The sequence below is a fragment of the Allobosea sp. GW821-FHT09G06 genome (assembly GCF_059416005.1).
This window is the reverse complement of sequence record NZ_JBWKOI010000007.1, coordinates 108,253-130,217: the sequence shown is the minus strand read 5'-3', so window position 1 is coordinate 130,217 and position 21,965 is coordinate 108,253. Positions and strand designations below refer to the sequence as shown.

At 59.0% G+C, this 21,965-nt stretch carries 23 protein-coding genes and 2 pseudogenes; 12 read left to right on the top strand and 13 right to left on the bottom strand.

The window, feature by feature from the left end; genetic code table 11:
* Position 1: 1 nt before the first annotated feature.
* On the bottom strand, positions 2-283 hold the full coding sequence (locus tag AC07NY_RS24645; RefSeq protein WP_492288384.1) for a hypothetical protein: 282 nt from the start codon (positions 281-283) through the stop codon (positions 2-4).
* Between the two features lie 150 nt (positions 284-433).
* Between AC07NY_RS24645 and AC07NY_RS24640 the strand changes: the two genes are divergently transcribed.
* Genes AC07NY_RS24640 through AC07NY_RS24630 form a run of 3 tightly spaced genes read left to right on the top strand, consistent with a single transcriptional unit; the run spans position 434 to position 2,725 of the window.
* Positions 434-772, top strand: a complete 339-nt coding sequence (locus AC07NY_RS24640; protein ID WP_492288385.1) for a helix-turn-helix transcriptional regulator — start codon at positions 434-436, stop codon at positions 770-772.
* The gene (locus AC07NY_RS24635; protein ID WP_492288386.1) at positions 769-1,293 is read left to right on the top strand and encodes an ImmA/IrrE family metallo-endopeptidase; all 525 of its coding nucleotides are present in this window, start codon (positions 769-771) and stop codon (positions 1,291-1,293) included. Before AC07NY_RS24640 ends, AC07NY_RS24635 begins: the two co-directional genes overlap by 4 nt.
* A 7-nt stretch (positions 1,294-1,300) precedes the next feature.
* Entirely contained in the window at positions 1,301-2,725 is a 1,425-nt protein-coding gene (locus tag AC07NY_RS24630) for an exonuclease domain-containing protein (protein WP_494585926.1), read from the top strand.
* Positions 2,726-3,048: 323 nt separating this feature from the next.
* Here the strand turns inward: AC07NY_RS24630 and AC07NY_RS24625 are convergent, their stop codons facing one another.
* Entirely contained in the window at positions 3,049-4,254 is a 1,206-nt protein-coding gene (locus AC07NY_RS24625; protein WP_492288388.1) for an RHE_PE00001 family protein, read from the bottom strand.
* A 213-nt stretch (positions 4,255-4,467) separates the two neighbouring features.
* Between AC07NY_RS24625 and AC07NY_RS24620 the strand changes: the two genes are divergently transcribed.
* Positions 4,468-5,628, top strand: a complete 1,161-nt coding sequence (locus AC07NY_RS24620) for a site-specific integrase (RefSeq protein WP_494585925.1) — start codon at positions 4,468-4,470, stop codon at positions 5,626-5,628.
* Between the two features lie 246 nt (positions 5,629-5,874).
* Here AC07NY_RS24620 and AC07NY_RS24615 read toward each other — a convergent pair whose 3' ends face one another.
* From AC07NY_RS24615 to AC07NY_RS24575, 9 genes and pseudogenes are all read right to left on the bottom strand, one after another.
* Positions 5,875-6,222 (bottom strand): type II toxin-antitoxin system PemK/MazF family toxin, encoded by a 348-nt coding sequence (locus AC07NY_RS24615; RefSeq protein WP_492288390.1) that lies wholly within the window; start codon positions 6,220-6,222, stop codon positions 5,875-5,877.
* Entirely contained in the window at positions 6,209-6,427 is a 219-nt protein-coding gene (locus AC07NY_RS24610) for an AbrB/MazE/SpoVT family DNA-binding domain-containing protein (protein ID WP_492288391.1), read from the bottom strand. Before AC07NY_RS24610 ends, AC07NY_RS24615 begins: the two co-directional genes overlap by 14 nt.
* A gap of 752 nt (positions 6,428-7,179) precedes the next feature.
* Positions 7,180-7,470 (bottom strand): WGR domain-containing protein, encoded by a 291-nt coding sequence (locus AC07NY_RS24605; protein ID WP_492288392.1) that lies wholly within the window; start codon positions 7,468-7,470, stop codon positions 7,180-7,182.
* A gap of 456 nt (positions 7,471-7,926) precedes the next feature.
* Positions 7,927-8,415 (bottom strand): MbcA/ParS/Xre antitoxin family protein, encoded by a 489-nt coding sequence (locus AC07NY_RS24600; RefSeq protein ID WP_494585924.1) that lies wholly within the window; start codon positions 8,413-8,415, stop codon positions 7,927-7,929.
* Positions 8,416-8,497: 82 nt separating this feature from the next.
* The gene (gene repC, locus AC07NY_RS24595; protein WP_492288394.1) at positions 8,498-9,727 is read right to left on the bottom strand and encodes a plasmid replication protein RepC; all 1,230 of its coding nucleotides are present in this window, start codon (positions 9,725-9,727) and stop codon (positions 8,498-8,500) included.
* 190 nt (positions 9,728-9,917) lie between these two features.
* Positions 9,918-10,892, bottom strand: coding sequence for a plasmid partitioning protein RepB (gene repB / locus AC07NY_RS24590; protein ID WP_492288395.1), 975 nt, complete (start codon positions 10,890-10,892; stop codon positions 9,918-9,920).
* A complete protein-coding gene (gene repA, locus AC07NY_RS24585; RefSeq protein WP_492288396.1) occupies positions 10,892-12,100 on the bottom strand; it encodes a plasmid partitioning protein RepA in 1,209 nt (402 codons plus the stop codon). Before repA ends, repB begins: the two co-directional genes overlap by 1 nt.
* A 178-nt stretch (positions 12,101-12,278) precedes the next feature.
* Positions 12,279-12,683, bottom strand: coding sequence for a hypothetical protein (locus AC07NY_RS24580; protein WP_492288405.1), 405 nt, complete (start codon positions 12,681-12,683; stop codon positions 12,279-12,281).
* A 187-nt stretch (positions 12,684-12,870) separates the two neighbouring features.
* Positions 12,871-13,074: pseudogene (locus tag AC07NY_RS24575) on the bottom strand (metallophosphoesterase); the annotation flags it as partial.
* A gap of 318 nt (positions 13,075-13,392) precedes the next feature.
* Between AC07NY_RS24575 and AC07NY_RS24570 the strand changes: the two are divergent.
* Entirely contained in the window at positions 13,393-13,683 is a 291-nt protein-coding gene (locus tag AC07NY_RS24570) for an HAD family hydrolase (RefSeq protein ID WP_492288404.1), read from the top strand.
* 4 nt (positions 13,684-13,687) lie between these two features.
* Entirely contained in the window at positions 13,688-14,038 is a 351-nt protein-coding gene (locus AC07NY_RS24565) for a DUF2384 domain-containing protein (protein WP_492288397.1), read from the top strand.
* A gap of 3 nt (positions 14,039-14,041) precedes the next feature.
* Here the strand turns inward: AC07NY_RS24565 and AC07NY_RS24560 are convergent, their stop codons facing one another.
* Complete coding sequence (locus tag AC07NY_RS24560) at positions 14,042-14,299, bottom strand: WGR domain-containing protein (protein ID WP_492288398.1); 258 nt, start codon at positions 14,297-14,299, stop codon at positions 14,042-14,044.
* Between the two features lie 189 nt (positions 14,300-14,488).
* On the opposite strand from AC07NY_RS24560, the gene AC07NY_RS24555 reads away from it, so the two are divergent.
* Positions 14,489-14,899, top strand: a complete 411-nt coding sequence (locus tag AC07NY_RS24555) for a Ros/MucR family transcriptional regulator (protein ID WP_492288399.1) — start codon at positions 14,489-14,491, stop codon at positions 14,897-14,899.
* Between the two features lie 315 nt (positions 14,900-15,214).
* Here AC07NY_RS24555 and AC07NY_RS24550 read toward each other — a convergent pair whose 3' ends face one another.
* Positions 15,215-15,442: a helix-turn-helix domain-containing protein gene (locus tag AC07NY_RS24550; protein ID WP_492288400.1), complete on the bottom strand. Its 228-nt coding sequence runs from the start codon at positions 15,440-15,442 to the stop codon at positions 15,215-15,217.
* Positions 15,443-15,691: 249 nt separating this feature from the next.
* On the opposite strand from AC07NY_RS24550, the gene AC07NY_RS24545 reads away from it, so the two are divergent.
* From AC07NY_RS24545 to AC07NY_RS24525, 5 genes and pseudogenes are all read left to right on the top strand, one after another.
* Entirely contained in the window at positions 15,692-16,318 is a 627-nt protein-coding gene (locus tag AC07NY_RS24545) for an HAD family hydrolase (RefSeq protein WP_492288401.1), read from the top strand.
* Positions 16,319-16,361: 43 nt separating this feature from the next.
* Positions 16,362-17,150: a metallophosphoesterase gene (locus AC07NY_RS24540; RefSeq protein ID WP_492288402.1), complete on the top strand. Its 789-nt coding sequence runs from the start codon at positions 16,362-16,364 to the stop codon at positions 17,148-17,150.
* A 191-nt stretch (positions 17,151-17,341) separates the two neighbouring features.
* Positions 17,342-19,795 (top strand): hypothetical protein, encoded by a 2,454-nt coding sequence (locus tag AC07NY_RS24535; protein ID WP_492288403.1) that lies wholly within the window; start codon positions 17,342-17,344, stop codon positions 19,793-19,795.
* Positions 19,795-20,487, top strand: a pseudogene (locus AC07NY_RS24530) (TSCPD domain-containing protein); the annotation flags it as partial. The gene AC07NY_RS24535 and the pseudogene AC07NY_RS24530, both read left to right, overlap by 1 nt.
* Positions 20,488-21,398: 911 nt before the next feature.
* Entirely contained in the window at positions 21,399-21,851 is a 453-nt protein-coding gene (locus tag AC07NY_RS24525; RefSeq protein WP_494585923.1) for a hypothetical protein, read from the top strand.
* The last annotated feature ends 114 nt before the right edge of the window (positions 21,852-21,965 follow it).

The following is a 21,965-nucleotide window of genomic DNA, read 5'->3' as shown; positions in this document are numbered from 1 at the left end:
GTCAGCCGAAATTCGCCTTAGGGGCCGACGAAAAGCGAGGCGGACCGCCCTGCTTGGTATCGATCAAAACCGCCTGGTCATCCGAAATGATTTCGTCTGGATCGTGCCCGTGCCCTTCCAGCACCAGGTCGTGGGTCTGATCCCAGCCGACAATCTTGGCCTTGATCTGTAGGCCGGTAAGCGAAGCCTGATCGGTTTCGTACTTCTGGCCGTTGAAGAAAAACGCGAAGGAAGTCGGTTTGCCGCCCCCCTTACCGCCGCCCTGTCCATTGCCGTTAGGCATCTGCATCTCCTTTTGCTCGGGCACATCCCGAGTGCCCGCTTGATATGACTCAGCTCGGGTTTGACGTCAATACAAACTCCGTCATGTTTGTTTAACAAACATATGTTTGCGAGATTGACAGTGAACGCCAACTGATGGAAACACTTGTGCATGGCTACAGATCACCGCTATCCGGCCTTTGGACGCGCAGTGTCGATTCGGCGGGAGCAACTGAAGATGTCTCAAGCCGATCTCGCTGCTCGTGTGGGTGTGTCCCGGGCCTCAGTTGCCAACATGGAGGCCGGCAGGCAGAGCGTGCTACTGCACCATGCCTGCAACATCGCCGCGGCGCTTGGACTTGCGAGCGTCGCCGACCTCTTGCCCGCAACCGGAAAAACAACGCTTGAAGATCAGGCGCTCGCCCTGTCTGACGACGTTAGCGCCCGAGCAAAGGAACAAATTAGCGGGATGATCGCCAGCGCTCTAGCGACGGCAAAGGCAAAATCGTGAGGCAAGCAGAGCCCCAGAAAGCACGCGAAGCAGCTCGGCGCCTCCTTGCGGAGTTTGGCGTGAAGAGTGCTCCGGTTCCGGTCGAACGCATCATCAAGTTCCGGAACATCGTACTTCAGTATGCGCCCTTGGATGCCGAGCTATCCGGGATGGCCTTCATCCGCGACAATGTCCGCATCATCGGCGTCAACGCTTTACACCATCCCAACCGTCAGCGTTTCTCAGCGGCGCACGAACTGGCGCACCATGAGCTCCACGATGGTGACATCCGCAACGAGGTGCACGTTGACAAGGCATTTCGTGTCTTGTGGCGGGACGATCTTGCATCGCTTGGCGTAGACCCGCTTGAGATTGAGGCCAACGCCTTTGCGGCCGAATTGTTGATGCCCACCGAGATACTCAAGGGCTTGATCGATCCAGCTACCTTAGACCTCGACGACGACGAAAAGGTCGAAGCCTTGGCTAAGAAGCTGCGGGTCAGCACAGCGGCGTTGCGGTATCGGCTCGCGTCACGGGATTAGGCGCGAGATGGTCGGCTTCGTCTTCTATGACACTGAGACGACCGGCCTCCAACCTGGTTGGGACCAAATAGTTCAGTTCGCCGCGATTCGAACTGACGAAAACCTGAATGAAACGGCCCGTTTCGAGACGCGCTGCCGATTGCAGCCGCAAACTATTCCGCACCCGGCCGCCCTCCTGACGAACGGCCTACCGATTGCTCGCCTCACGGATCGCGATCTGCCGTCGCATTACGACTTGATATGCTCGGTCCGCCACCATCTGTTGGCATGGTCACCGGCGATCATCGTTGGCTACAATTCGATGCGCTTCGACGAGGAAATGCTGCGACACGCACTTTTCCAGTCGCTGCACCCGGCGTACCTCACAAGTAGCCACGGGAATTCTCGCGCTGATATAATGAACCTCGCGCTTGCGGCGGCTCAGCAGCCGCACTGCCTGAACGTGCCCCTCGGGGAAAATGGCCGTCCCACATTTCGATTGGAGCGCTTAGCGGCGGCCAACGGACTTTCCGCCCACGATGCGCATGACGCCATGAGCGACGCGGAAATGGCGTTGATACTTGCTCGCGTCGTACGTGATCGCTCTCCTGAGGCATGGCATCGCTTTGTCCGTTTCTCGAAGAAGGCGACTGTCGCAGAATTCGTGGCCGCTGAGGACGCGTTCATCCTCACGGAATTTTTTGGGAATGAGGCCTACCACCGTGCAGTCATTTGCATCGGCTCGGTCCCCGACAATGTGAATGGGCGGTTTTGCCTGGATCTTTCGGTCGACACGAACGCTTGGGCCGCATTGGATGATGAGGCGCTGCGCTTAGCCGTAGCTCGCAAGGGTAGCCCGGTCCGGCGGTTGGCGGTCAATGCTGCCCCAGCTGTTGCTGCGCTATGGGAGGCAACCGATGTAATGCTCGGCAGCTTAGGTATCGACTTGGTTGAAGAACGTGGTCGTCAAATAAAAAGTAATGCGGAGCTTTGCGGCCGCGTAATACGAGCATATGTCGCCGGCTGGGGAACGCGGGAGCCCTCTCTCCACCCAGAAGAGCAGCTTTATAGTGGTGGCTTTCCGCTCCCTCCCGATGAGACCCGGATGCGGGAATTCCATCAGGCTAACCAGATTTGCCGTGCCCGCATCGTCGAGGAATTCCATGATCCGAGACTTTCAGCTTTCGGTCGACGGCTCGTTTATGCAGAGCATCGCAGCGTGCTGGATGAGGCCGCGCGTTTGCGAGAGGATATTGCGCTAGCTGAGCGGCTTCTCACCGACCACGGCGACGGTTTGACGCTCCACCGCGCATTGGCGGCCGTTGACGAGCTAATTGCAGCAGAAGCCTCCGACCCAGTTGGACTGCTGGTGAGCTATCGAGATTGGCTGGTCCAACGAACCGAACGGGTTGAAGAATTCCTGCACGGCCACCGTCCGGGCGCGATTGGTTAAGCCGATCGGCATATCCGGCGCGGGTCAGCATTCATCCAAGAGTAAAAATCACTGTCGATCAACCTGTAAACGGACTGTCCGAATATAGTCCGAGGGCCAGGGCGGCCGGTTGCATCGCCACACTAACCAGAGCGCCAGAATGCGGACGCTCCAGACGCTAGCTAGGGGCCAGCAACAGAAGCCCGAGACTACGAGGCATCAGCCTTCTTGGGTCGACCGACTTTGCCGAGACGATCGATGCACAAGGCCCGCCCATCTGGAAACCGTGCGACGACCTCGAGGCCGCCCCCGATTCCCATGCTGATCGCGCAGATCGGCACACGCTAAACGATCCCCCAGGCGCGATAGCGTTTCCGGCCTGTGAGCTCGCGCGGCAGGCTGGCGCCGAGTTCTTTCAGCATCGCCTCGACCGCTTGCGGCGTGACCTGCAATCGCGCCGCGGCCAATTGCACGGTGACCAGCGGCGACGCCACGAACAGTCCGACCAGCTCGGCCAATTTCGAATTCCCCCTTCGATTTTCACACTTCCGCAGCATCAGTTCCCGCGCCAGCACCAAGCGATCGCAATCGGCCTGAGCGAAAGCGGCCGCCTCGGTCAGCGCGCCGAGCAACCCAACGACCCGGATAGGGAGCGCCTGGTGCGGGCTCCAGCGGAAGCGTCCCCGTCGCAAACCGAGCCCGAGGGTCGGCAGATGCGCCTGCGCCAACCCGCGCTGGCGCAACACCGTCGCGGCCAGCGCGAAGCCGAGCGCGCCGGCCCGTTCCGACGGTTCGAGGGCGAGCCAGGCGTCGAGCGCGAGCGCGGCGGCGAGCGTCGCCGGCAGCCCCCTGCCCTCTTCGAGAACGGCAAGCCAGCGCTCGCACCGTCCGGCGGCGTCATAGCCGGGATCGCGCAAGCTCAGGTTCTTGCGGCCGGCGTCGGAGGACAGATCGTTCCAGCTGTCGAGCTTTTTGCGGGTGCGCGCCAGTAAGGCGTCGATCTCGGCGAAGGCCGGATCGCTGGCGTGATCGGACTCATCGTCGACGCCGGCATCGTCCTCGTCGAGCGGATCGTCATCATCGTCTCTATCGCGGTATCCCCGCTCCCAGGGCGCCGAGGCCCAGTTGATGGCGACCGGCGCGGCGACACGCCCTTCCGGTTGCTGCGCTTCCGTGAGGCCGAGCCGCAACCGCAAGGCCCCGGGACTCAAGATCTCGCCCGGCTCGCGCCGCGCCAGGCGCCGGCGCTCGTCGAGAATCGCGGCGGCGCGGGTGATAGCGTGGGTTGGGCTGCGCACATCCATTGCGGCGTCGTGCAGAACGAGGTCCTCGAGCGGGCACAGGCCGCCGGCGAGCCCGATCAGGGCCTGGGCCTCGAAAGCGTGGCCGCGCTGGCGCACCCCCTCGGCCAAATCGGGCGTGGTGCGCGCCAGGCGCTCGTCGCAGCGGGCGAGCGCGATCGCCGCGGACTCGGCCGCAACCGCGCACTCAGAAACCAGGGCCCTTCGATCGGCACGCGTTAATTCATATACGATTGATTTCACCTCCACGAAATTATCAAAGCCAATCTAAATAGCTATTGATTTGTTTCACTCCGACAGTCATCACTTCAGGTATCTAACTATCGATAATTACCTCTTATCGATAGTGATGGACGGCAGCCTGCAAATCGGCGATTCTGGCGCTCCAAACCGCCGCCGTTGGCCGTCGGCCGACCTCAGCTCGACGAGAACGGCCATGACGAGCCACAGCCGGAGCGCCCCGTGACCACGACCGCCTTGCTCCCGTCCGAGACCCGCCGGGCCCTGCAGCTCGACGCGCTGTCCGCGATCCTGCCGCTGGAGCGGCGCGATCAGCTTGCCAAGATCCTGACCGACGACGATGTCGCGACGCTGCGCCATCTGGCGAAGGAGGGCATGGGCGAGAATTCCCTGCGCGCCCTCGCCTCCGACCTGGCCTATCTCGAGGCCTGGGCGCTCGCGGCAACGGCTGCACCCCTGCCCTGGCCGGCGCCGGAAGCGCTGGCGCTGAAATTTGTGGCGCAGCATCTCTGGGATCCGGCCCAACACGAAAGCGATCCCGGGCACGGCATGCCCGACGCGATCGCCACAGCCTTGCGGCTGGACGGCCATTTGCGCGTCGAGGGTCCGCATGCGCCATCGACGGTCAAACGCCGCTTGGCCCATTGGGCGACGCTGCATCGCTGGAAAGGCCTTTTGGGTCCCTTCGCCGCGCCAGCCCTGCGTACCGCCATACGCCTGGCGGTGCGGGCCAGCGCCCGGCCACGCCGGCGCAAAAGCCAACGTGCCGTCACCCGCGACATCCTCGACCGCTTGCTCGCCACCTGCCGCAGCGATCGCTTGAGCGACACGCGCGACCGCGCCTTGCTGTTGATCGCCTTCGGCTCGGGCGGCCGCCGCCGCAGCGAAATCGCCCGTCTGCGCGTCGAACAGATTTCGGAGGAGGCGCCCGTGCCGCGCGATCCCAACGATCCGGAAACGCCGCTGTTGCCCTGTCTGGCGATCACGCTCGGCCGGACCAAGACGGCACAGGCCGACGACGACGCTCGTGTCCTGATCGTCGGACCGCCGGTCGCGGCGCTGCGCGACTGGCTCGAGCGCGCCGGGATCGGCAAGGGCGCGGTGTTTCGCGCGATCGACCGCTGGGAAGGCCTCTCCGACCGGGCTCTCACGCCGCAAGCGGTCAACTTGATCCTCAAGCGCCGCTGCGCCGAGGTCGGGCTCGACCCGCTGATATTTTCGGCGCATGGCCTGCGTTCCGGCTATCTCACCGAAGCGGCCCGCAATGGCGTTCCCCTGCCCGCGGCGATGCAGCAGTCGCAGCACCGCTCCGTCCAGCAGGCAGCGAGCTATTACAATGACGCCGACCGGCGATTCAGCCAAGCCGCCCGCCTGGCACTTTGAACCGTTGAGTCGACGCGGTTGGCGCGAGCTCCGGCAGACTCATCTGAAATTGACAGGCACCTCGCCTGGAACGCCGCATTGGCCTGCTCCGCCGAGATTGTTGAGCGTGACGTAGCAATGGCCTGGGCAGGTCATCGTCGCGATCGCTTCAAAGTCGATCTCTCCGGGGCAGCGGGGCTTTGACGAATCGTCAGCGAAGGCCGGAAGCCACCCCGGATCTGCCCGGCTCACGGATGCCAGCGGCCGTCAGACACCCAGATGCTTCTTGAGCTGGTCAGCCACTTCAGCCATCAGCGAGGGGTTGAGACGACCAAGCTTCTGAGCCTGGGCTGCCTCGATTGTCGCGATCTTGACGGGGCGGATCACACTCGGGGCCGGCAAGCCTGCCTCCTGATAGAACCGTCCTAGCGACACATCCCCGACCCATGGTCGGTTCTCGGCGCTGGTGATCATGACGACCCACAATAGCGCATCTCCCTCCCCGATCGCGCCGTTGCTGACGACGAGCGCCGGGCGGTGTTGCCGGGTGTTGCGGTCGGTATAGGGGAACGGCACCCGGACAACGTCGCCCTGCCGCAAATCAGAGATCGGCATAAGCCCGCCGATCGGCTTCGCTGTCCCATTCGCCAAACGTGCCGAACGGATCCTCGACCACGACCGAGGCCGGCGCCTTGCGGATCACGACGGACGCGCCTTCAATGCTGTAAGCGATTTCGTCGCCTTCCCGCAGCTGCAGCGCAGCCCGGATGGGTTGCGGGATCGTCGTCTGCGCCTTGCTTGTCAGCTTGCTCGTAATCATGCCGGATCCTCGTAAGGAAGCTCCTTACAGTAAGGAAAATCCTTGCAAGATTCAAGCCTTACCGTGCTCGCGGCGATGAGCACCAACACCGCTTTTGTCTGACAGAGACCAAAACGCCCGATAAGTGACCACCAGCGGCTTTTGGCTACCTCACCTCACCACCCCTGCGGGCACAGGCGCCAAGGGCCCTCAGCGACCATTCTATGAGGTCGATTTTTTAGCTCAGGCTGAATTCGTCCGTTTGCGGCCTGCGAAACCTAACGGATCAGCGGCAACACGAGAGTCGCAGCAATTGCCACGACGATGGCACTCCGAATGAGGATGCCGTTGATCCGAGCCATCGAGGCTTCCGAGCTGTCAGGCGCACGCATAACTTCGCCTCCCTCTCAGCCCAGCTTCGGACGCAACCTCAACTCATGCAATCGCGATCGTTCGCACATCGCGAGACTTTCCTCTGATGTGACCAGGCAGCCACGCAGCCAGTCCCCTTCCCCGCCGATCCGCTCGCGAGTCGAACGGGCGCGACCTGTCACCGAGATCGAGCGTCATCTCCGATCCGGATGAGGAGCGAACTCTCAGCCTTCCTTGTTGGCTGATCGCGTCAGTACGCCCCGCTCCGACCGGGCCGGTAGCTCAATGGTCAGAGCTTGCTATTCATAACAGTGCTGGTGCCGGTTCGAGTCCGGCCCGACTCATCATGCTCTCAAGACAGAGGCTCGTTCCAACAACGGAGAGGCAGAATGCTCTGCCGGCTATGACCGCGCATTGGCCAGTGAAGCCGCCACCACACCGTAGCCACGCCGGGTCTTTCTGAGCAGCCAATCCTGCAGCGCCTCAGCCGCAGCTTCCTGATTGCCGTAGAGATCCAGTCGTCGCTGGCCGGTACAGCCCCGGCGTCCCCATTCGCGGACGAGTGCGACATCGCCAAACAGCGTCGGCTCAATCGCGAGCACATAGAACCGCGCCATGTTTTGCGCCGGATCGGATCGGTCCAGCACCAACATTTGCAAGCGCGGCGTGTCTTTGGCGAGGGAGCTGTCCATGCGCGCATCTCGCGCTCATGACAGGCACCGGTCCAACGCAAAGGATGAATCAATCCCGCGGTGACGATTCACATCGTTGATGAGCCGTACGCGTCAGGCAGCAGCTCGGGCTGCACAACCTTGCCTTCCTCGCGAGATCAGATTCCGGATTTGGCGCGCAGGCCCTCGACGGTCGCCGCGCTCACGAGCTCGGCTTGCCCTTCATCACCGAGCAAGCCGTTACACCCGGACGGGTCTGAATATCCTGGTATCGGCGAAGCGCCTCCATCGCGGAAGCGGCTGCTTCCTTGACCTTGCAACCCTTGATCGTGGCCTTAATCTGAAACACGTCTATTCCTTTGAAAAACTGAAGCAGCATCAAGAGCCCGGCGCGGCCGCATCATTCATGCGGAGCTGACGACGCCGATATCGAATGCTCCGTCTTGCAACACAAGAGGTCACCCACCCGCGGCGATATCAGATCCAGATCAAATCAGCGTCGGTATAAGGCTTGAAGTTGCGGTCGACCTCGTTAGGGGCGCTGCCGCCCCCGTGCTCCTTGGCGAGCAAGTAGCCACGGACATCCATCAACCCAGGCTCGAAGCTCGTCAGCATGAGCTCCAGAGGCGCCCTTCCGCTGAACGGGATTTCACGATTGACGCTTCGGAGCCATTTCAAGCCCTCATCGTCGGTCCCCTCCAACAGACGGAGCGATCGATAAATCCCGAGCACAGCCGAAATCCGCAGCAGGACATCGGCTTCGAGGATCAGAGGCTGATCGGCACGGGCGGCATCAGACCAAATCTGGAACTCAGCGGCGGTTGGCAAGCCCAGGAGCACTCGGATCTCGGAAACATCGAGTTCCCAAACGCGCGCCACATTGAGCAGCGTCCGTAAGCCAGGGCCACTCACCCGGGCCCGGTTTTCCGGACTGGCATCGATCGGCGCAGGCGGCTTCCAGTTCATCGTGCAAACCTCATCATCGCAGGCCCATTGTACCAGATCATTGTCGGCAACCGCCCGCACATGGCAGCGATCCGCGGGGGTGCTAAGCTCGTTTCGGTTCACGACGCCGGCTTCCAATCAACGCCATCAGCATCGGTCCGATCGAGAACTCGTTGGCTTCCGCTTTCCGCGTCAGCCCCCGCAGGTATCCGCCAGCGCTGGAGATCGCCTCTCCGCGCTGCAGAATTGCCGCAACCACAATCGAGGCTTCGGTTTCGCCCATCGCATTCTGCGCATCGAGCCAGGCGCTCGGGCTAATGCCGAGCATCGATCGCACCATCGCCGCCGTCGCCAGGAAGTCTCGCCAATTGGAAATCCCGCCGCGGGCATAGTCGATGATATCCGGGCAGGCATCGAGCACCATTCCCAGCGGGAACGGCCGCTCCGGTTTCCTCACCGGTTCAGGATCGATCTCGATCTCGACGCCCCTGCTTTCTGGAAAGCTAGGTTCAAGATCAATAGGAAGGTCTGGATTTGAATTCTGTTTGTGGCGCTCAGAATGAGACTCATTGCCGCTCAGATTCTGAGTTTTTGTATGAAATTCCAGCAGGTTGAGGATTTCATCGGCCAGCATCGACAGCTCGTCGGCAACCGGCTCCAGCATCTCCCGCGGAGCGGTGCGCGGAATCCGGCCAATGATTGATCGATACAGGGCATGGATCTCCTGCCAGGTCGAAGGGCCCTGCCCGGCTGGATGAGCGGGAATTCCTTCCTCCATCGCCATCGCGATCATCTTGGCAATGTCCCGCCGGCAGATGGTGATGCGCTCTCGCACGAGCTTCAGAGCCCGCTCCTCGAGCCTGACGTCCTCGGCTGAACTTTCGATTTCCGCGGACCGAACAACCAGCGGCGACAGATCGAAGCCAAAGGCGAGTTCGATGTCCCCTCCCCTGCCCTTCCGAGCGTAGCGCTTACCGTTCGGGCTATCGCGACGGATGATCAGCCCGGCGTCGACGAGCACCGCCAGGTGGCGGCGGAGCGTCGCCGGCGACATGCCATGCGCTCTCAGAGCCAGCTGCTGGTTCGACGGGAAGACGACGAGTTGCTCGCCCGTAAGCACCGTCTCCGGGTGGAAGGTCAGCAAAGCGTCGAGCACCGCAAGGGCGCGTTCGTTCACGCCCAATCGAGCCTTGGCCGTGCAGATATCGCGAAACAGATTCCATTTATGGACCGCCTTCTCCGGCGGCCGCTCCTTCGCGCGCGCCTGACTTGCCACATGCGCAAGCGTCAGCGTTCGCCGCCCAAAAGGCGTCGTTGAGATATGGGAAACCATCTTCCTTCACCTATCGCTAGGCAAAAGAAATCCGCTCGCCGAAACGGCGCTCAATCTCTCGCGAGACTCTTGACGGCGATTCGTGGAAGTGCGATTCTCTGTTTGCTTATGACTGAGAAGGGCTTCCGGAACTCCGTTTCGGGGGCCTTTTTCTTTTGCGGCTTATCTCCTGGGATTGTGGGAACGCGGCTTACGCATCTCCGCGGCGCTTAAACGACGCGTAGATTTCTGGCAGGGCTTCGACCAGGTACGCTCCAAAGTCGGCCGTGATCTTCTTATCGATGACCAGCGTTGTGGCCTTGGCGTCATCCTTGATTTTGGCGATCCGAGTGCCTTCCGATGTCGCCCAAGAGCTCGGCGCCTTGCGCCGCTCCTGCTTCGCCGAGACAGCCTTAAGGACTGCATTGAAGCGTTCATCGGAGGCCAACTGAGAGAATTTGGGGTTCGCGACGGCCTGATCGACGGGCGTGAGGCTCCGAGCATTCTCAATTTGAGCGGCCAGTTCGATCCATCGATCGCGACCCGTCTTGGGTGCCGCTCCGATCGCCTCAATAATTCGCGCCGGGATTTTTACAGCGGATGAGATCAACCGAGACAATCCGGTCTTATCCACCGAGAGAGCGGACATAATCACCGATCGGTCGTACCCGCCCTCCTCCAAGCGCGACGCAAAGAGTGCACGCTCGATAAACGACAAGTCCTTCCGCGCGCTATTCTCCTGCCCCTGCGCAACCACGAGCTCGTCATCAGAGAGAGGCTTGACGACGGAGCGCACCTTGCGGCCGAGGACACCCGCTGCCCGTACGCGCCGGCGGCCGTAAGCAATCTGATAGCGGCCCTCATTCGTCGGATGCGGTCGAACCAGGATAGGAACCTGCTGGCCTCGTTCCCTCATCGACTCGACGAGATCCTGAATATCGTCGTCCGAATTCGCCAGTCGATCCGCGATTGGCGAAGCGTCAATGAGCGCAGGATCGATCTCGATGACAGCCTGAGACAAGACCTGTTCGAAGCCCCGTGCTACGGCACCGACAGCTCCCGGCCTCGAGGCCATTCCGCTGAGAGCAGAGAACCTGCTAGCGGGCATGGGGGCAGCCTCTTGCGAAAAGTTGCCGGCCGGCAACTCGCCCTGGTTCAAGTTCGTAAAGTCGTGCTTTCGAGCCATTATTGCCGACCCCAAGCCTGCAAAATCAGATGCTCAATTTCCCCGTTCACACTGTCCAGGGCTTCGAGCGCGCGGTCGTAGGTTGAGCGAGTGAATTGCTCGCGACTAACCTCGTATAGCGTTTGCTTGGTAATACCGGCGTCTGAGATCGCCGTGCTCTTCAACATTGGGTAGTTGAGGACGTGGTCGCCGAACATCGAACGCATAAACGAGACCATTTGGTTTTGTGGTCCGTCACCGGGCTCGTATCGCGTAATGAGGTAGCGCATCCAATCGTAGCTCATGTTGCCGCCGGCGTTCGCCACGACACTGAGCAAGTCGGAGGTCATAATCAGAAACTGGCACATCGACATGACGTCCAGCATCTGCGGGTGCACGGTCACCAGCACCGCCGTCGCGGCGCACAGCGCCGAGATCGTGAGGAAGCCAAGCTGGGGCGGGCAATCGAAAACGACGATATCGTAGTTGTCAGCAATGGAGGCTAGAGCCGAGTCCATTCGCGTGAAGAACATGCCGTTGCCGCGGCCATCCTCGATGAGCGCTTTCGGCGTCTCGTGCTCAAACTCCATCAGCTCAAGGTTGCCGGGGACGAGGTCCAGATTGGTGAAGTAGGTTTTCTGGACAATCTCCTTCAGCACTCGCCGCTGCCCGTCGTACCGGATGGCGCCGTAGATCGTCTGATTGTCGCCGACATCAAATTCGGGCTGAAATCCGTGCAATGCGGAAAGGCTCGCCTGGGGATCTAGGTCGACCGCCAGAACCCGGTAACCTCGGAGGGCGTGATATTGGGCGAGATGCGCAGCCGTGGTGGTCTTCCCGCTCCCCCCCTTGAAGTTCACCACCGCAATCACTTGCAGGTGTTCGCGACCGGATCGCGTGGGAACGTACCTGCGGTCTGCCTTTCCGTTTGCATCAAGGAGCACGCGAAGAGCTTGGATGTCATCGATGGTGTAGGAGCGTCTGCCTTGCTTGTTGACGTCTATCTCCGGACCCTTCCCATCCAGCGACAGTCTGCGGAGATATCCGTCGTTGATTCCAATGAGCTTGGCGGCCTCCGTCGACGAGAATCGGCGTAGTTTCTTCTGAGCTCGCGGCGGGAAGAGTTGGACGCGGTGAGCCTGTAACCTGGACGAGAGCTCGCGAGCGTGCGCACCCACGAGCTTGTGGATCGCGCTAGCCATCTCTTGGGCGCTGGAGATCGTGTTCACATCAAACTCGCGTATGCACGGAAGATGGCGAATACCGCCTCAGTTGCCGTGCATAGTGTCCCCACCGCGGTGATTCTGGCAAGCGGTATTGGGTAAACGAAACCTTAACGCGAAAACTAGGCAGCGGCATCGATTTCAAGAAGTTGCCGGCCGGCAACTTTCGCAAGACGCGCCCGAGCTAACCGGAGTAGAAACCCTCGACGTCTACGATGAGGTCCATCCGAAATCCGTTGGCCTTCCCAGGATTGTATCCCATCGGATTGCACAGAACTCGCGTCTTGAACGAGCGGTAATCGCAAGCCTCGTGCGTATGTCCGTGAATCCAACTAGCAGGCGCGGCCTCGCGGATTAGCCAGTCAAGATCCGATGCAAACGTTGGGTTGAGCGCTGACCCCGCAAAGCGCGCTGCGATCGACCCCGGCGAAGGGAGATGATGGGTGATCACGACTGTCGGACCAGCATGCGGCTTTGCCAGCTCGTCGACCAGGAACGCGAGGTCTTGGCGATGCTCTGCCGCAGTGAGCCAGGGCATAAAGCGGCTGATGTGTCCGCCCGCTTCGCGATAGCGGCAGCGTGTGATCATCCAATTCCTCGCCCGCCAGCACCACGGATGCCTTTGGCGTTCCGAGCAGTCGACAGTCGGTCCAGAACGTACAGCCGACAAAGCGCGTGGAGCCGATCGTCACATGGGCTCGATGAAGGAGTTGAACGCGCCCGCCAGTACGGCCTGCCGCCTCAAGGCCCGATGCCAGATTATCCTGCAGGATCGAACCGAAGAACTCATGATTGCCCGGCACGAAAATGACCGGCTTAGTCTGCAGCTGCGGCGCCGCCGCTAGCCATTCTACGGCCGCCGCGCAGCTGCCGTGTACGTTGCCGGCAACAACGGCGACGTCGAACTCCCCATCAGGATCGGGAAGAGCTACGGGGGCGCTTTGCTCGGCGTGGAGATCGGATAGAATGCATAGACGCATGTGAAGGAGATACCGCGATTGGCGATGCCGGGGAATCGAGGGCAGGTTAGGGGCGGGGTCCGGGCTGTATGCTTCGACGCTTTCGGCACAGTGGTGGAGATTGCCGACAGGCGTCGACCGTTTCGAGTTCTCCTCGGGGAACTCCCGTCAGGCGCTATCGCCAACCAGGTCCTGACGCAGCCATTGGACCTTCGATCCGTCGCGAACTCTCTCGTGGCCGAGCTCGACGAGGATCGATTAGGCGAGCTCGAACGCGATCTGCAGGCCGAAATTGCTTCGGTTCAATTGCGCGACGGTATCGCCGATATTTAGAAGAGACTGCAAGGAGAGGGAGTAAAGATTGGAATTTGTTCTAATCTAGCAATGCCTTATGGGTCTCCACTCGTAGCGTGCCTGCCCAGCACGCCGGATGCTCTGGTACTTTCCTATGAGGTGGGCTTGGCAAAGCCTGCCCCGGCAATATTCCACCTCGTTTGCGAAAGGCTCAGTTTCGCCGCGCAGGAAATTCTATTCGTAGGCGACACACAATCGGCCGACATCGATGGGCCCAGGGCGATCGGGATGCCGGCGATGCACATATCGGAGTTCACAAAGAGCTTTGAGGGATGAGGCGATGCAGGATAGAGACTCACCAAGTGCCGCGTCGGCTCTCCTGGAAGCCAAAATCCATCGTCTAGCGCAACGGCTGGGAATTTCTGACGCCGAACTGGCTAGGCTGGTCGGTTTCGAGGAAAGCACCAGGGCCGCGAAGCAGGCTTCGGAAAAGATCGACGCTGCCTTGAGCAGGATTGAGATGATTCTGGCGACGTGGGCTGAGATGGCCGGTGAGGAAGGGGCTATCCGGTTTAGTTGCCAGCCGCTTCCAGGCTGGTCGGGAAGAACTGCATACGATTTAGTGGCAGGGGGACACGCGCCGCGGCTGCTCGAATATCTCGAAGCAGTTAAGGCCGGCGTTCACGCCTGACGCTCACGGGCCGCGACCTGGCCGATAGCCCCGGGCTCGCTTCATCCTAACAAATTCGTTCTTGGGTGCCCGGGCCTCCGCCTCCGTATCGCAGAGATCAACTCGCCGCCGCCCATTCGACCCGATCCTTCCCCATTCCCGAACCAAGGACGCGCCACCGAAGCGGGTGGGGGAGGTCGATAGCGAATAGAGCCGCTGCATGTTGTGCTCGCGGTCAATTCGATAGAGCGTAGGCGCGCTTGAATATTCGAAGCTTGCCATGTCGAGATGTGATCCGGGGTGTCGTGACTAATTGAATTATTGAATCAAGATTGCTGAGATGATTCAAATTGTTGATGCGCGCTGCGCGGAGAAATTGCGCGCCCGTCGGGCAGTTCCACTGGCTGCATAGATTTGACATCTTTACGCGGACTGTGCACGAGCGCGTATCAATCCGGCTAAGGAAAACCAATGTCCGAGAACAACACTGACTTCATCGAACTGACTGCATCCATCGTCAGCGCCTTCGTCGCGAACAATAGCGTTCCGGCCGCGGATCTGCCGGTTCTGATTGCGTCGACTCACGCCGCCATCCTCGGCCTCGACGGAAGCGCCGGCCCGGCTGTTGAGCCTGAGAAGCCAGTTCCTGCAGTCTCGGTCAAAAAGTCGATTACGCCCGACTTCCTGACCTGTCTCGAGGACGGGAAGAAATTCAAATCGCTGAAGCGCCATCTTCGGACTGCCTACGGTATGTCTCCGGAGGAGTACCGCGCGAAGTGGGACCTCCCGAACGACTATCCGATGGTAGCGCCCGCCTACGCCGAGGCGCGCTCCTCCCTCGCCAAAAGGATGGGCCTGGGACAGCAACGCCGGAAGCGCTGAGCCGCGGATCGGCCCGACAGCTCGCTATGGGCCCTGTCGCAGCAACGCGTCCGGCTTGCCGCGACGCCAGATCGCCATGATGAGCGCGTCGTTGACGAGCCCCGCCGTCATCTCGGCTTTCATCGACCACCCAAAGCAGGTGTCGCGTCAGAGGACCCTGGCCGAGGCGCGGCCTCAGGCAAAGGACTATGATCGTTCGCGTAGAAGGTGCTTCGGAAGCCGTTCTGATAGGGGAGGTTCTTTTCTCTGCCCTTCTGAAATCGATTCCAGAAGCAATCCCGAGGTGAAGGCTCCGCCGCGACAGAAAATGTAGGTTTACTCGCCAGATGCTCCTGGCAGCCTGACGAGAAGTGCTGCGGCATCTACGCCCAACTCCCGCGCTACCCTGTCGAGCACGTCGATGCTCGTGCTGTAGCGGCAGCGCTCAATAGAGCTGATATAGGTTCTATCAATTCCCGCCCTGTGAGCGAGCTCCTCCTGCGACAAACCAGCTTCTCGCCGGTATCGCTTGATGTTGGCCGCGAGGACCTCTCGGATTCCCATCCAGCAGAAAAAGCTAGATTGTAGTGTATTTCTCCACGGAGTATACTCTACACGAATCGATGTTCGAGACTGTGCTGAGAGAGGAAACTGGCCGATGAAGAAGCTCGCTCGGGACCGACAGCGCGCACTCGCCGACAGTATCATCGGCAGCTAGAACTGCCGCAGCCGCCCTCGCAGGGTAAGGCACGAGGCGCCGATGAAGCCAAACAAGAACTATGGATCGAGTCCGGCTGGAATAAGGTTTCTCAAATGACTACCATCCGCGCGGTTTGCTTCGATGCTTTCGGGACCACTGTCGAAATAACTGATCGACGAAATCCTTTCAAGATTTTGCCTGAAAACTACTACCATCCAGCAGCAATGCTGGCCATGACACGGTTAACAACGGTTAGACAGCTAGCAAAAACATTTGATATTCACCTTTCAGAAGCTGAGATATCGCACTGGCAAGCTGAAATTGAAGCGGAATGCGCTTCGATCAGGTTGCGCCCTGGAATTGCTTTAATCTGGTCCGCTCTGAAAGAGGCCAGATTGAAAATCGCAGTCTGTTCGAACTTGGCTTTTCCCTACGCAAAACCAATGATGGATGCACTGCCCGCTGAGCCTGACACCATTGTTATGTCCTTTCAGTTCGGTCTGCTTAAGCCACACAAGGACATCTATCCGATTGTGGCGTCGCAGCTTGGCCTGAGGCTCTCGCAAATACTGTTTGTTGGCGATCGCTTGGAAGACGACGTCGTCGGTCCCATCGCTGCAGGCGCTTCCGCCATCCCCATTGGCGAGTTTGAAATGGCGTTCGGCTCTCGGCCTTCCATTTTTGCCCCACCGCATATCGTCAGATTCTTTGAACAGTTCGAACCGCCACGGGCTGGTTAGGCGTCCAGCTGAGCCATTCAAATGCCAAATAGCCGGATCTAGAATGCGACTACTCGTGATTTCTGATATACATCTTGAGTGCGGCCCATTCGAATTTCCCGCCTCAATGCCGGACTTTGACGTCGCTGTTTTCGCAGGAGATATAGGGAAGCCCATATCGGAGGCCATTCGGTGGATGGCAGTGCAACGAGCTGGGCCGCTGAAAGGTCGCCCCGCGATCTACGTGCCGGGCAACCACGAATTCTACCACACAGAAATGAAGAGCAGCTTGGAGAAGGGCAGGGCGGCTGCTGAAGCGTCTGGCGTCGATCTCCTGTCCCGTAACGCCATTGTTATAGGTGGGGTTAGGTTCATTGGATGCGTGCTCTGGACTGACTACCGGCTCTATGCGACGCCCAAACCGTCGATGATCTATGCCGGACAAACGCTCAACGACCACCGAGTGATACGGTATAGAGAGGCAAGTGGCCACTATAGCCGCTTTATGCCTTGGCATGCCGCGTCGGAGCATAGGCTGGATCTGGCTTTCATTCGGCAGGAGTTGGCGATTCCATTTGAAGGTTCGACCGTAGTTGTTACGCACCACGCGCCTCACCCGAATTCCATTGAGCAACGCTACCAAGGTAGCCCGCTGACGCCCGCATTTGCTTCTGACCTCAGCAATGTCATCGCTGAGTTTCAGCCAGAGCTTTGGATACATGGGCACGATCACGGATCACATGATTATCGGGTAGGGCGGACGCGCATAATTGCGAACCAAGCCGGCTACCCGAATCTCCACGGAGATCGCGAAAATCGGCAGTTTGATCCATTTTTCATTGCCAAAGTATGATTTAGTGACGCGTGTCGTTCTCCGTCTTACGAGATGGCCTCGCGTGCCCTGCGCCTGTGCTCTGTTCTGTCAATCTTTCCGGACACCGATCGGTAACCGCGGATTAACCACACGAGAGACAGTTTTTGAAGCCGCCGCACACTTTGGCGGCGGCGAGCTGAAATGCATTCAAACCCGAGGGAACCCTAAAAATGGAGGCCATTAGGGCAGCCACTCTCGAGGCCAAAATCGAATATCTTTGTCGGGAAATCCTGGAGCAATTTGTCGGCACCGAAGCGGTCAATATCGAAAAATTCCTCCTAGAACTTGTCGAACGAGCGGAAGTCGCGCCCGCTACTGCGCGGGGAATTAGCTGGCGCGAAATTTCTCGTCGGAGTCATGTCGATTACGGTCTTATCGTTTTTTGCAAACGAATGATTTCACCTGCACTTGAAGCCATAGCCGAGGTAGCTCGAGATTCACATACAGCTCCATCATCGAATATTATTCGCGAGGAGGTACCTGCCACAATCAGCGTGGCGGTGCACGACCGCGACGATCGATTCTACCTGGATTGCAGCCCAAAGATAGTTTGGCCTTATCAACTCGCCCTGTCAGGGCACCTACAGTTCGAACTTGGCACAAAAGATTTTCACCGGGTCAGTTTGCCCAATCCCGACATGAGGGAGCTGAGAATTGCTGAAACCGGGCTCAATAGCGACCATCAGTCCGCGGCGTTCTCGGACCAGGCAGGGCCGAGCGACGCTGAAGCAACGTTCGGACAGGCTTTGAAGCAAGCAATAATCGATCACCACGACAGTTGCGAGCGGCTCTGGAAAAAGCTAACGGCCCACGGATTTAAACTTCACGCGCAGACGATCGAAAATTGGCGCAATGGGCAAATTCCGAAGCGGCGCCAGAGCTATCCCATTCTGCACTGGATCGCAGAGCACTACGGGTACGATCGCAATTATTTCGTCGACAAAATCCAGTTCAAATCGTATGCCCGCTTCATAGGAATCCATCAATTTGAAATCTACGAACGCCACATCGTGGCGTGGCATCTGCCTGATGACTTTAATGATCGCAGTGAGGCCGAGCGCAAAAGAATTTTTGAATGGATAAGCGGCAACGTCTTTCACGCGCCGACTGATTATTCGCTGTATGCTTCTGAAAAATCGAAGCAGCATTTCATACTCAAATTCCCCGGTTATCGCGGTAGGCCTGCTGCTCCGATAGCTGACGACGCTTGCAACGGGGAGTTCAGCAAAATGAAGCCCAGCCTTATCGCCCCTGCGCGATTGGCAGGCGAACTCGACGACTTGATCGCCTTTAAATCGAGACAATTTGCGCGCGAAGAAATGGGTCGGATCGGATCCTGGTCTGACGCATCAATCGATATCGCGCGGATAAACATAGGAATTATCTTTGGATCACTCGCCGCTCCGTCGGAAGGTCCGGTCCGAGGCAAGGGCATTCCGGCTGAAAAGTTGACGTTGGCGCTCCTGCTGTTTCCGAAGGTTTGGGACTGGTTCTTGCTTTGGCGATCGCAGCGGCGCGGCGGCTTCTATGTCGTCACGGAAGTAAATATGATTCACTTTGCGGTCAGCATTTTGAGAAAGAAGACCGGATGGTTGCGGCAAAGCAGCCATCTCGCAGCCCACCTATCGCCAATACCAGGATGGATCTCTCCGCAGGAAATCGAGCGCGTCCGGGCGAGTTGGTCAAAGGCATGTGACAAGGCGCGGGCTCACCTGATGGATCGAGCCACCCAAATTTCAGAAAAGACGATCGAACATCGGGATAGCTCGGAATCACTAAAGCCGGTGCTCGAATCCCAGCACCCTTACGATGAGTATCTAAAAATTGCCGCAGAGATTCAAACGCGAATGGGCGAGACGGCAGGCGATCCAGTTGGGGCGGCGGAGCTTGTAAGATCGTTCCTCATAATTCGTTTTGGGCTTCATCTCTGCTTGCGCCAAAAGAATTTCCGTGAGCTCCTCGTGTGCCTTCCCGGAGAGAAGCCCCGGCCAGCTCATGAGCTTTATAAGCTCAAACGCGGCGAAATCCGCTTCAACGTGACCTCCCGCAAATGGGAGGTATTCATTCCCTTGTCGGCATTTAAAAATCACAAATCCTCTTTCTTTGACAAAAACCCGTACCATTATGTGCTTGAAGATGTGGGCGATCTATACAAATTTATTCAGATTTATCTTGACCTTCATAGGAAGACATTGCTAGCTAACGCTGCCGATCCAGGTACCTTTTTCGTTCGGACAATCAAAAAGAAATGCCGGACACCAACCTACAGCTTGCTGACGTTCAATAAGGCCTGGACTGCGATCATCCAACGATTTGGAATCCAAAATCCATTTACGGGACGGGGCGCGATTGCTGGAATTTTCCCGCATGGCCCCCATTGCGTTCGCGATGTCGTTGCAATTCACATTCTGAATGAAACCAACAATCCGTGGCTAGCTGGTTATGCGATCCAGGACACCCCGGAAACGGTCCTGAGGGTATACGGCAAACGTCTGCCTAAGCAGAAACTGGCGATCGCCGCAGAAATTTTGAACCAGGCGTGGCAGCGAAAAGCCGCACTCGATCAAGCTCCGGACTTCCTTAAGAAGCTCCAGTGGCACCACACGTTGCCGGCGGCCGCGTAGCACCGATCGGTGGCCACAAGCTCTACGTTCACACCGGCGAGTACAAGGACGGACGTCTCGGCGAAATCTTCATCGACATGCACAAGGAGGGCGCCGCCTTCCGGGCGATGATGAACAATTTCGCCATCGCGATCTCGCTCGGCCTCCAATACGGCGTGCCGCTCGAGGAGTATGTCGAGGCCTTCACCTTCACCAAGTTCGAACCCTCGGGCTTCGTGCAGGGCAACGAGCGCATCAAGAACGCGACCTCGGTGCTCGACTACGTTTTCCGCGAGCTCGCCGTCTCCTATCTCGGCCGCCACGACCTCGCCCACATCAAGCCGGAGGACCTCTCGGTCACCACGGTCGGGCAGGGCAAGAACGACGGCACGCTGTTCGAAGACAGCCAGGCACGGCTCGGCTCGAACGGCTTCGTCCGCGGCGAGATGCCCTCGGCCAAGGCGATCGTGATCGAGGTCGCCAAGAGCGAGATGGTGCAGAGCGAACTCGCAGCTGAAAGCCAGCGCCGCGCTGAGCCTGCGCCGGAACCGGCGCTCGCTGTCGCCACTGGCCCGGCCCGGAATTTCCGAGCGGAGGCGATCGAACAGGGCTATAGCGGCGATGCCTGCGGCTCCTGCGGATCGTTCACGATGAAGCGCTCGGGCACCTGCCTTTCGTGCACCTCATGTGGATCGACGACCGGATGCTCGTAAGTCTCTGATATAGTTACTGAAGTGAAAATCGAGGCATAGTGTTTCCGCGATTGCAGGTTGAGTTCCGCAATTCGAATGGGCGCCCGACAATGTCGGGCGCCTTTCATTATTGGGTTCCGTCGGATCATTGTCCGGTGTGCGGCGGGCGGATTGATGGGATGCCCGACTCTGATCAGAGCGCCATTGAAATTGATGGCATGCGATCCCCGTTGATTTGATCATCCAGGACGCACGTTAGGGATGATCAATTGTGGCTCGAAAGCCTGTCATTCCAGGACAGAACTGGGTGCCTCCTCGAGAGGTATCGGCGCGCAATCCCGACAAGCAAACAGCTTCGCAGCCCCGCAAATTAAGTCAGACTGAAGAAGTCGAGCTGAAGCGCGAACTGAGCCGACTCCGCGATCGCTTGAGGGATATCCGAGCAGAGCCGAATACGGATCCAAACAAGCGCCGTCGACAAGTCCAGCACCTCACGCGTCGCATACACGAGACAGAAGTCTCGTTGGGAATTGCAAAGGGAGCACATCTACGCCGTTCCCAAGATCGTGCTCTGACGAACGGCTTGGGCGATGCGCCCTCAGAACCCCACGCAACATTTTCTACCCGAGGCCCGGGACCGCGGCCGCCGCCACGCCCGCAGCCTCCTCGCGACAGATCGAAAGATAGCTGATGAATGATACTGAACCGGTAGTTGAGTCCTCAATCCGTGCCGACCAACTGAATTACAAATCCGGAATCTCGTACCGCGGCTGGAATCTCAGGTTCGATGCTCTTCGAAATGCGCACTACCATAAGGCTCGCCAACGACGCCTCGATACTTGGTCCAAGAGCGCCAACTTTCTTGTCGTCGTCCTCGGCACTACGGCCGCCGCGGACTAGGCAGGAATATTTTTTCCAAGCAGTTTCCAACAATGGAAGCAGGCTCGACCGCAGTCACAATCGGCTTTGTCGTCGCTGTAATCGGCGCGCTGCAGCTCGTTTACGATTGGTCTGGTCGAGCAAGAACGCACGAATTTCTGCAGCGACGCTTCTATGAGGTGATCGCGAGGATCGAAGAAAGAAGACCAGAGAACGACGAGCAGCTTGCCGAGCTTGAGGCTGAGATGGTCAGGATCTATGCGGACGAGCCCGCGACACTCCGTGCTCTCGACGCTGTCGCTTACAACGAGGCTGTCGATGCTCTCGGTTCAATCAGTGGACGGAATGATCGCCTCGTCGTTACATGGCTGCAGCGCTTGTTCATGCACTGGTGCTCATTCTCTCAAACTCACTTCCCGACCGAGGGCGAAAGCAGGGGAGTTAAGCGCACTTATTCGCCTCACGCGAGAACGACGACAATTGCTGTTCTGCCGCGCGTGCGATGACAGCGTGAGCCAGGAAGGTTGCAAGGCATCGGGTGAACAGCCACTATAACATTCGGAAAGATTAATTGTGAGCAGGGTTCCAGATTAACCCCATTGAAGCAGACTATTCCACTC

What these genes read in the sequence shown, in the direction of transcription:
- AC07NY_RS24645 (WP_492288384.1), bottom strand. Translation starts at nt 283, where the DNA reads ATGCCTAACGGCAATGGACAGGGCGGCGGTAAGGGGGGCGGCAAACCG.
- AC07NY_RS24640 (WP_492288385.1), top strand. Translation starts at nt 434, where the DNA reads ATGGCTACAGATCACCGCTATCCGGCCTTTGGACGCGCAGTGTCGATT.
- AC07NY_RS24630 (WP_494585926.1), top strand. Translation starts at nt 1,301, where the DNA reads ATGGTCGGCTTCGTCTTCTATGACACTGAGACGACCGGCCTCCAACCT.
- AC07NY_RS24615 (WP_492288390.1), bottom strand. Translation starts at nt 6,222, where the DNA reads ATGCCGATCTCTGATTTGCGGCAGGGCGACGTTGTCCGGGTGCCGTTC.
- AC07NY_RS24610 (WP_492288391.1), bottom strand. Translation starts at nt 6,427, where the DNA reads ATGATTACGAGCAAGCTGACAAGCAAGGCGCAGACGACGATCCCGCAA.
- AC07NY_RS24605 (WP_492288392.1), bottom strand. Translation starts at nt 7,470, where the DNA reads ATGGACAGCTCCCTCGCCAAAGACACGCCGCGCTTGCAAATGTTGGTG.
- AC07NY_RS24600 (WP_494585924.1), bottom strand. Translation starts at nt 8,415, where the DNA reads ATGAACTGGAAGCCGCCTGCGCCGATCGATGCCAGTCCGGAAAACCGG.
- repC (WP_492288394.1), bottom strand. Translation starts at nt 9,727, where the DNA reads ATGGTTTCCCATATCTCAACGACGCCTTTTGGGCGGCGAACGCTGACG.
- repB (WP_492288395.1), bottom strand. Translation starts at nt 10,892, where the DNA reads ATGGCTCGAAAGCACGACTTTACGAACTTGAACCAGGGCGAGTTGCCG.
- AC07NY_RS24580 (WP_492288405.1), bottom strand. Translation starts at nt 12,683, where the DNA reads ATGATCACACGCTGCCGCTATCGCGAAGCGGGCGGACACATCAGCCGC.
- AC07NY_RS24565 (WP_492288397.1), top strand. Translation starts at nt 13,688, where the DNA reads ATGCAGGATAGAGACTCACCAAGTGCCGCGTCGGCTCTCCTGGAAGCC.
- AC07NY_RS24560 (WP_492288398.1), bottom strand. Translation starts at nt 14,299, where the DNA reads ATGGCAAGCTTCGAATATTCAAGCGCGCCTACGCTCTATCGAATTGAC.
- AC07NY_RS24555 (WP_492288399.1), top strand. Translation starts at nt 14,489, where the DNA reads ATGTCCGAGAACAACACTGACTTCATCGAACTGACTGCATCCATCGTC.
- AC07NY_RS24550 (WP_492288400.1), bottom strand. Translation starts at nt 15,442, where the DNA reads ATGGGAATCCGAGAGGTCCTCGCGGCCAACATCAAGCGATACCGGCGA.
- AC07NY_RS24545 (WP_492288401.1), top strand. Translation starts at nt 15,692, where the DNA reads ATGACTACCATCCGCGCGGTTTGCTTCGATGCTTTCGGGACCACTGTC.
- AC07NY_RS24540 (WP_492288402.1), top strand. Translation starts at nt 16,362, where the DNA reads ATGCGACTACTCGTGATTTCTGATATACATCTTGAGTGCGGCCCATTC.
- AC07NY_RS24535 (WP_492288403.1), top strand. Translation starts at nt 17,342, where the DNA reads ATGGAGGCCATTAGGGCAGCCACTCTCGAGGCCAAAATCGAATATCTT.
- AC07NY_RS24525 (WP_494585923.1), top strand. Translation starts at nt 21,399, where the DNA reads ATGGAAGCAGGCTCGACCGCAGTCACAATCGGCTTTGTCGTCGCTGTA.